Raw genomic sequence first — 311 nt, forward strand, 5'->3', positions numbered from 1 at the left:
GTGCCCGACGAAGCGTTGTTGGCGATGGTGATGGTTTCGCCGTTGGCCAGTTTTACGACCAGGTCGGAGCCGAGGTTGAGGACCGGCTTGCCGTCTTTGCCCAGCAAAGAAGCGGTGTAGGTGATCTCGCCGCCTTCGCCGATGCTTGGAGTGGCGTGGAGAGAAACGGTCACTTCGTCGATGGTGTCTTTGACGAGGGTGTCCGCAGCGCCGCCGACGATTTCCAGTTTCTCGAAGCTACCGCCGACGATGCCGTCTGGCTTAATGGTGGCCGAGACAGTGCTTTCGTCTTTGAAGACGTCATCGGTTGG

General features: G+C 59.2%; 1 protein-coding gene. It reads right to left on the minus strand.

From position 1 onward, the window contains the following. A partial coding sequence (locus tag AAEZ06_RS26975; protein ID WP_350617128.1) for an immunoglobulin-like domain-containing protein occupies positions 1-311 on the minus strand: 311 nt, incomplete at both ends.

This window comes from Pseudomonas sp. HY7a-MNA-CIBAN-0227 (genome assembly GCF_040310325.1).
GTDB lineage: Bacteria > Pseudomonadota > Gammaproteobacteria > Pseudomonadales > Pseudomonadaceae > Aquipseudomonas.